This is a genomic window from Robinsoniella sp. RHS, from assembly GCF_001029355.1.
Lineage (GTDB): Bacteria > Bacillota > Clostridia > Lachnospirales > Lachnospiraceae > Robinsoniella > Robinsoniella peoriensis.
Window position 1 is genome coordinate 1 of sequence record NZ_JNGB01000149.1, and the last position, 9011, is coordinate 9011.

Annotated in this window: 8 protein-coding genes; 4 read left to right on the top strand and 4 right to left on the bottom strand. The window is 39.5% G+C overall.

Going from position 1 to position 9011, the window contains the following annotated elements; genetic code table 11:
- The 4 genes from RHS_RS26590 to RHS_RS26605 form a co-directional block, all read right to left on the bottom strand.
- Window positions 1-2483, bottom strand: a 2483-nt coding sequence (locus RHS_RS26590) for an FtsX-like permease family protein (protein WP_395023579.1), incomplete at its 3' end; no start/stop codon positions are given.
- Window positions 2480-3157 carry an ABC transporter ATP-binding protein gene (locus tag RHS_RS26595; protein ID WP_027294633.1) on the bottom strand — a complete coding sequence of 226 codons (678 nt, stop codon included), beginning with the start codon at window positions 3155-3157 and terminating at the stop codon, window positions 2480-2482. The genes RHS_RS26590 and RHS_RS26595, both read right to left, overlap by 4 nt.
- A 183-nt stretch (window positions 3158-3340) precedes the next feature.
- A complete protein-coding gene (locus RHS_RS26600) occupies window positions 3341-4258 on the bottom strand; it encodes a sensor histidine kinase (RefSeq protein WP_052377843.1) in 918 nt (305 codons plus the stop codon).
- Window positions 4259-4306: 48 nt separating this feature from the next.
- Entirely contained in the window at window positions 4307-4984 is a 678-nt protein-coding gene (locus RHS_RS26605; protein ID WP_027294635.1) for a response regulator transcription factor, read from the bottom strand.
- A gap of 478 nt (window positions 4985-5462) precedes the next feature.
- Between RHS_RS26605 and RHS_RS26610 the strand changes: the two genes are divergently transcribed.
- The 4 genes from RHS_RS26610 (at window position 5463) to tnpB (ending at window position 8978) form a co-directional block, all read left to right on the top strand.
- The gene (locus RHS_RS26610; protein WP_047834866.1) at window positions 5463-6176 is read left to right on the top strand and encodes a helicase associated domain-containing protein; all 714 of its coding nucleotides are present in this window, start codon (window positions 5463-5465) and stop codon (window positions 6174-6176) included.
- A 151-nt stretch (window positions 6177-6327) separates the two neighbouring features.
- Complete coding sequence (locus RHS_RS32070; protein ID WP_156042930.1) at window positions 6328-6465, top strand: DUF6019 family protein; 138 nt, start codon at window positions 6328-6330, stop codon at window positions 6463-6465.
- A 1761-nt stretch (window positions 6466-8226) separates the two neighbouring features.
- A complete protein-coding gene (gene tnpA, locus RHS_RS26620; protein WP_047834868.1) occupies window positions 8227-8655 on the top strand; it encodes an IS66 family insertion sequence element accessory protein TnpA in 429 nt (142 codons plus the stop codon).
- A gap of 14 nt (window positions 8656-8669) precedes the next feature.
- The gene (gene tnpB / locus RHS_RS26625) at window positions 8670-8978 is read left to right on the top strand and encodes an IS66 family insertion sequence element accessory protein TnpB (protein WP_176731091.1); all 309 of its coding nucleotides are present in this window, start codon (window positions 8670-8672) and stop codon (window positions 8976-8978) included.
- Window positions 8979-9011: the final 33 nt, after the last annotated feature.

The following is a 9011-nucleotide window of genomic DNA, read 5'->3' on the forward strand; positions in this document are numbered from 1 at the left end:
ATATCCCGCAGCTGTTCCACAATATTATCCTTATGCAAAAATTGATAAACCACCAATGGAACAAAAATACAGGTGATTAAAATACTGCCAAATACAAGAAGAGTTGATCTGACCGGTATCTGGAAAGGAATCCTGTAACGGTTCATTGCATGGTATATGACATAATCAATTGGAATTCCCAGGATAATTACAAAAAAGAATGAAACAATTCCATAGCACGTTCCTTCTATCAGCAGTAACTTCCTGATCTGTACCGTAGTCATGCCAATACTTTGCAGCGCTGCAAATTCTTTTATCCGGTTCTGTATCCCTGCAGCAGTCATATTGCTATAGTTCAAAATGGCTAATAAGGTAAGGATTATTCCAAGACCCCCGCCAAGAATTTTTAACTGAGTCTCCGACTGCTTCATTTCATCATAGCTGTCAAATTTCGACTCCATCGATATGTTTTTCTCACCCTTAAATAATTCTTTTATTTTTTTATCCAGTTCGGCATTAAATGGTTCTTCATAAACGATCTTTATAATTTCGGTTATAGGCTCGCCTAAGATTTCTTTTGCTAATCCATCACTGATTATTATGCTTGGTAAGTATCCGCTGGCAATAAAGCTAACACCAGGAATTTCCGCCTCTATTTTTATCTTATATTGTTTTCGTTCATTATTCTGTTTTAATTGGTAAACAAGTTCTTTACCCAATGTTTCTTTAACCGAAATTCCCGTAAGGAAAGGGCTTATCAAACCGATTTCACCAGACATAAACGCTTCTTTATTTAAAATGCCGTCCATTTCTTTATTAATGGAATCAAATTCCGCTTCATCAATGCCCACGAGCCTGCCGGTAAACAAATCTGTTTCTTTTCCTTCTTTATAAAGTACCATCTGCTCCTCATAATCGCCTCTGGCAATTGGCTTCTTCTCAAGCCCTATAAAATATTCCTTCCAAATATCTTCATCATAAGGAATCAGCAGTTCAGCTGAACTTACTGTCCGGACATCCTCAACTCCATCCATGGATTTTATCTGCTCGATTACGGATGGCTGTATTCTTTGAATAGGATTATTATACGCTGTGGAAAGATTAATAATGCGAAAATCAGAATCTTGCAGTGTATTCAGGACATGCTTTGTACTGCTTCCATTAACCAGGGTTGTGATGACCAGTAAAGCCGTAAGCGTTACAAAAAAAGAAGTTAGTATAATAACCGCCTGCTTCTTCTCCCGGAACATATTGCGCCATGCCATGTAGCTAAGCCTTCCCCCATTCACACTGTTTCTATCCCGGTGCGGGGATACCATACCAAAATATTTTGCTGCTTCAACCGGTGAAATATCACCCGCTATCATTGCAGGTTTCCTGCTGCTGAAATAAATGGTCAGCCCGGAAAACAGTGCAGCTCCGATAAAAATTAACGGATGAAATACTACTGCTTCTTTTAGCTGGAGGGTAGGATTCGCTAATTCCAATGCAGATGGTACAATCAAAAACGACACCAATGCTCCCAGTATCATCCCTGAGGGTATGCCTAACGACGAATTCCACAGCACCTGCTTAAGTACAAACCTCCTGATCTGTTTAGATGTAGTACCAATTGTTTTTAACTGTCCAAAAAAACGGACTTCTTTGGCAATCGAAATATGAAGAACATTATAAATAAAAAAATATCCGCTCAAAACAATCAGAAAAAACAAACCCATAAGCCCTGCTGCAAATTTTACGAAGTCTTCCATCAGATAGTAATCTGCAAATAACATTTGTCTTCCTTCAATCGATAGTTCATCTTCCAGCATTTTAATATCCTTTACGGAATACAGATGATTTTTCAGTGTTATTTTTAAAGAACCCTGGGTCATAACCGTTTGTTCTGCTCCTGAATTTTCATAAAAATCCCTGGATATAAAACCCTGTGACATTCCGGAATAATCCCTGTAAAATCCGGATAACACAAACGACTTCTCATGAGAAGTATCTTTTTCTGACAATAAAAAATAGGACACCGGAAGATGCATCCCAATTTTAGGCGTATCTATCCCTATTCTTTTTAAGGTCTGGGTAGATAACAAAAGTTCATTTTCTTTGTCCGGATACTTTCCTTCTAAGAATTCGTAAGCCGGAACACACTGCTTTTCCCAATTCGTTGTATCACTCCAGGATAAGGGGATATTCACATCATTTTCCTGATATTTATCGATAACTGCACTCTCTACGGTGATGCCGGCATACAATATTTCGTCCATAGAATTTGCTTTTTTTACCTGCTCTTTAGTAGGTGCCGGCAGGCTCACATCAAATATCATTCCATTCATCATTACATGCCTTAGAGAAATTGCGTTCCAATAGCTCAGACCGATGCTGCAGACCGCTGTTATCATAAATGTAGTTAATATGATTGCTGCAATTATTAAAATATTCTTTTTCCAATTCTGAATATAATTTTTCTTCGCCAGTCCTGCAATCACCTTTTTATTTTCAACCCGGATCATAGCTGTTCCCTGACATAGATTTTACCATCTTCTAAATGAATAATCCGCCCTGCCATCTGGGCAATTTCACTATTATGCGTAATCATTACAATGGTCTGGCAAAAACGCTCACTGGTGATCTTAATCAACCCCAGCACATCCTGGCTGGATTTACTGTCCAGATTCCCGGTCGGCTCGTCTGCAAGCACAATCGCAGGCTTCGTCGCCAATGCCCTTGCCATTGCCACTCTCTGCTGCTGTCCTCCCGACAGCTGCCCGGGCATTGCATATTTCTTAGACTGAAGTCCCAAGATGTCCAAAATTTCATTGATATAATTTTTATCCGGCTTAACTCCATCCAACTGGATTGGCAAAACAATGTTTTCATAAACATTTAACAGGGGCAGCAGATTATAATTCTGGAATACAAAACCAATCTTGCGCCGCCTAAATATGGTCTGCTCGTCTTTCGTCATACTGGAAAGATTGATCCGGTCTACCATCACGGTTCCGGAAGTCGGAATATCCAGACCTCCAAGCATATGCAGAAGGGTGGATTTTCCACTGCCCGAACTTCCCACAATCGATACAAATTCACCTTTCCCAATAGAAAGATCCACTCCATCCAGTGCTTTTACCACATTTTCACCGGCTCCGTAATATTTTTTTAAGTCTTTCGTTTCTATAATACACATCATAAATCCTCCTTACGTCAGAGCGCGTTTGAAAATCCATTCCCGCCATCTGCACAAAAGAATCATAGCAAATAATTCTTACCTGATCCTTTCTCAAATATGACAGTTTTGTAAGATTCTGTCATTTCTATTTTAATTTAAACAGACCATCAATATATCATATTGACAGCCCACGCAACAACTTTATTTGTGACTTAAAAATATAGAGAATAGCGCCCCGCTGCCCGGCTCTGACTTCACCTTAATATATCCACCCTGCCTTATAATAATCTCCCGTGCAAGATAAAGCCCTATCCCAAGCCCTTTCTCCTTCTGTACCTTAGGTGAGCGGTAAAATCGTTGAAATATCAGTCCTTGTTCTTCTTCTGAAATCCCCATACCGGAGTCCTGTATGTCAATTCGGTAAAACATCTCGTAAGCCTGCACTTTTATGACAACCTTTGATTGTGCCGGAGAATATTTAACTGCATTTTCTAATATATTGCTAACTGCTTCTAATGTCCACTTTAAATCAAAACTACAGGATAATCCACATTCTTCATATTCAATTACCATCTCTTTTTGCAATGCCTGCATCTCTACTTCCTGACATGATAAAAGCACTAACTTATCTATTCGTTCCGGTACAGCAGCAATGGAAATCAGTTCATTTTCCAGATATGACGATTTTACCAATGCTTTAATCAGGAAATCCAGCTTATCAGCCTGGTTCTGAATCTGGTTCACTATCCCTGATATATCTTCCGGTAAGTTTTGTTTTTCCTCAAGCAGTTGTGAATACAGCAGAATATTGGACAAGGGTATCCTCGTTTGATGGGAAATATCAGATACCAGGGATTTTATAGTATCCCGCTCTTTCGTGGTGATCTGCTTTGTCTCCTGTGAAATCGTAAGAAACTGATTCAATCTCTCTTCTATTGCAGACATCATCGACTCATCATATTTTGTTTCACTGTAATTTCCCGCTATCGCTTCGTTAATCCGGTTTAACACTATCTGCATCGTTTTCTTCACCGACTGACGATACCACAAGACTACCATTATCGCCGCTGCCAAAACTATGAAAACAATGGTAATGCAGACGATCATTTGTATATCCATGTTTTCCTCCATTTTCAATTTCATGACTTCTGCATATGCCGGAGCCTTTTAGCTCACCCATACGTAACCCAACCCGTATACCGTCTTTATATATTCCGGTTTGGATGGGTTGTCTTCCAATTTATCCCGCAGTCTTCGAATGGTCACAGATAAGGCATTGTCTTCCACATACTCTGTTCCATCGGGCCAGATTCGCTCCAGCATCATATTGCGGGATAGCGTAATATTCCGGTTCATTACAAATAAATACAGCAGCTTCTGCTCTGTTTTACTCAATTCCACCTGCACATTATTTTTATAAAATTCCATCTTTGTAAAATTAAATACAAAAGAATCAATTACATATTCTCCCGGACTTTCACCAGGTTCAAAACGCCTGAATAACGCATTTACCCTTGCCCTCAAAACCATAAGGCTGAATGGCTTAGTAATATAATCATCTGCACCGGATTCCAATCCTGCGACAATATCCAGTTCCATATCCCTCGCAGTAAGAAGAATGATGGGAACCTTGCTGTTTTTGCGTATCTCACGGCATAAATCAAAACCACTGCCATCGGGCAGGTTGATATCCAGTACCAGCAAATCAAATGTCTGTCTGCTAATTGCTTCCTTAGCCGCCGCTATTGTAAAACATTGGGTAAACCGATAATTTTCTCTATTCAATGCCATTAAAATTCCGGAACTTAATACTTCATCATCTTCTAACAGTAAAATTTCTTTCATTATATATAAGTCTCCTTGTATATCCAGTACCATCCAACATGTTCATATTTTCACTTAAATCCTTTACAAATCATTTAACTGACAGACATAAATTATTCATATCTAAGCTTTATAGTAATACTTGTAAAACCAAATACTTAGTTAATAATCTTTTTCATAACTCGCCAGTATCTATAGATACTGGCCCTCCCTCTTTTATGGGGTAATTTCTCTGTTTTCTATATTGTCAGTCAGATATTCCATCCCTAAAATTGCTTCTTATATCAAACTCCATTGTATTATACTATAATTTTCATCATTGGCACAGTATAACTGTATATTAATTTTTTTATATTATTATACGTAAAAAGTCGATTCATAGCAAAAAAACTGCTATTCAGTACAACGCTGATCATCAATTGTTTTCTTATGCTATACTTTTAAAAATTAAAGTTGATGCAATATGGAAAGCAAATGAGAAATGAGGCGTGAAACTTCTATGAATCAGAAAAATAATCGAAATTACACCCGTCTTTCCTGGGACGAGTGGTATCTATTAGCAAAAGAATATTACACAGCCAACAAGACATTAAAAATTCCAACTAAATACAAAACTGATAGCGGATATCTTCTGGGGCGCTGGATTGAAAGACAACGGGCGGCCTATCGCCAAAAAGGAACGTATCGGATTGATGCCAGGAAAATATATCTGTTAAACCAGATTGGCATGATCTGGACTCTGGAAATCCGAACGGAATGGGAAACCTGGTATAACTACTGCAAAGACTATTATGCGGAAAATGGAAATATTGACATACCAAGAAATATAGTTTACCGGCAATTGCCTATTGGTGAATGGATCAGTTATCAAAGAAAACGATACTGGCAAAACAAAATGGATTGCCGCCAGCGTTTCAAATTGGAAGAACTGGGTATAAGCTGGAAACTCAGAAACCGCCGCGGATGGATGGAATGGTATCAGGATGCCAAACTGTATTATGAAACCTACGGTCATTTAAATATTCCCTTAGACTACATCACAAAAGACGGCTTCCGGCTGGGATCCTGGATTAATTCCCAACGGGAACGGCAGCGCGGTACCAGATTCTATCTTCTGGAAAGTGAAAAAGTCGAAAAATTAAATCAGATCGGCATGCTGTGGGGCCTTCGCGGAATGCGGTATAAAGAGCAGGATGTGTATGAAATATCGTGAGAGGTAGATCAACACGTCATTTATTATAAATCAGAACATCATTTTGAGACATTTTTATCATCATCGAAACATAAATCAGATCCTTTGACAATTATACTTTAATAACTTATAATTAATAAAGAAGTATATAAAATACGAGGGAGGAAAGTTTATGACAGTTGTACCAATTTTGTTTTTGATTTATGCCTGTATATTTGTAGGTGGAGCTTTTTTACTATACTGGATCATTAAGACTGCCGTTAAAAAGGGAATTTTGGAAGCACATGATGAAATTAACAGAAAAAATTAACTCTTAACATTAATAGCGATTATATCTTCTTAATAAAGCTCTGGCTTATAATGCCGGAGCTTATTCTATTATCCAGGCTCACATTTCAGCAAAATTTGCATATACTGCTATAAAATAATTATTGGTGGCATTACATGAATAATGATCCTCCTGGAACTATGTTTCAACAGGGAAACATTATGCGAATAAACAATGCTTTCGTAGAAGATGTTTCTTGTTTTAATAACTCTAATGGCAGTATACTAGTTTCCTACGCTGTACCAGGTACAAATAATATGATATCTATACAGAATATCAGATTAAATCTCAGCAATCAGACAATCGTAATAAATTCATTTGGACAAAGCATATGTTTATGCTGTATTCAAAGGGGTTCACTGGTAAATGTTGCTTTTTCACCAATTATGACTGCGAGCATACCTCCTCAATCAAATACTTTTTGGGTAGCTGTTCAAAGAAGTGCTCCGATTCCGATACCGCCATGGCCACCGGTACCAGTACCACCGAGACCTCCTGTGCCTCCCAGACCTCCGCAGCCTCCCAGGCCACCGCAACCTCCCAGGCCTCCTAGACCTCCGCAGCCTCCCAGGCCTCCGCAACCTCCGAGACCTCCGCAGCCTCCGAGACCTCCCAGGCCTCCGCAACCTCCGAGACCTCCGCAGCCTCCGGGACCTCCTAGGCCTCCGCAACCTCCGAGACCTCCTAGGCCTCCGCAGCCTCCCAGGCCCCCGCAACCTCCAAGGCCTCCGCAGCCTCCGGGACCTCCCAGGCCTCCGCAACCTCCGAGACCTCCGCAGCCTCCCAGGCCCCCGCAACCTCCAAGGCCTCCGCAGCCTCCGAGACCTCCCAGGCCCCCTCAGCCTCCCAGGCCTCCTAGGCCTCCGCAACCTCCCAGGTCTCCTGAGAGACCCAGGTCTTCGAATAGGTGATAGCAACTAATAATGGATTTCAATTTTAATAAAATTTTATAATAGAATTATTATTAAACTTTTCACCCCTGAATAGTGACTCTTTGCATGAATTTTATATATTTATTTATAAAATTCATGCAAAGTTAATCTTATTGCTCATTATTAGCTTTTTTTCACATAAACTTAGTAAAATGCCCATTAGCATAACGCGTGCCTGTTCCTGCTCTACTTCAACTGACATAATACAAATCTTTAGGGGTTCAGAAATAAATTCACCATTCTCTGCTCTACTGTAGCTAATTTTTAGACTTTGCTCCCATTACTCCTGTAATAATATTGTTACCCAGTATCCCCCGCTCCTCCGCCTTAATGGGGAGATTCCCAATTTTTAGAGAGGGCTTGTGAGTTGCATGTGTGCTGCTGACCACATCTAACAGCAACAAGAACATTGTCAATCAATTTTACTCAAAACTGATACTTTATCAATAAATTTTTTCATATCTATATTCTTCCTAATGTGGGACATGCAATCACGATATTACTGAAAAAGTATATACTCACCATACTATGGAGCAATTATATAAATATAGAATCCTCACTTTTAAATCTCCAACCAATCAGATTTTCTTGTATCAATATATCCATGTAACCTGCGCGATATTTACTTATATCGTAAGCGATGAATAACATGGCGTTCCAAAATTCAGCCCCGGTATGAGATAATCTACCTACATGAAGTAGAAAAACCAGGATCTGCCTAGAATTGACATCTGAGCTTTTTACTATAAGTATACTACCTGAGTTTGAGCATTTTACTTCATAGTCTGCAAGAATGGAGTTGAAGTACTTAATGGACCATCCTCAAAACTTATCTGCTTCCGATCGTCGCTGGTTTGATTTAATCCAACAGTGCCGCACCAGTGGAAAATCCGATGCCCAATGGATGCAGGAACAGGAAATTAAATCACCCACTTTTTATTATCACGTAAAACAGCTACGCAAGAAAGCCTGCGATATCCCAGAAAATAGTTTTACCAGACAAAGAAACGATATCCAGGAAGTCGTTCCCTTGTTTATGGAGGAAGTTCCTGCGGTTTCTTCTCATGAACCAGAACAATTAAGTTCTACCGATAACACTTCTGCTGTTCGCCTGAACATTCAGGGAATAACAGTTGAGATTGCCAACAATGCAACACAGGAAGTGATAAAGAATACGATAGCTGCGTTGCGATTTCTATGTCAGGGGATGTTTCTGGAATTTCCAAAATTTACCTTGTAACGGGCAAAACAGATATGAGACGCAGTATAGATGGTCTCATGGCGATTATCCGGGACACTTATCAGATGGATCCTTATGCAAATGCCTTGTATCTGTTTTGCGGTAAGCGGTGTAACACCATCAAGGCTTTATATTTCGATAAGGATGGATTTTGCTTAATCTACAAACGCCTGGATAGTGAAGGAAGATTTCAATGGCCACGAAATGCTGTTGAGGTAAGAGCCATAACCAGGCAGGAATTCCGCTGGTTGATGGAAGGTCTGTCCATAGAACAGCCAAAAGCAATCCGTCCTGTACCTAAAAACAGTAACAAAGTATTCTGATTTGTGCATTATAGAGAAAATGAAAAACTTATG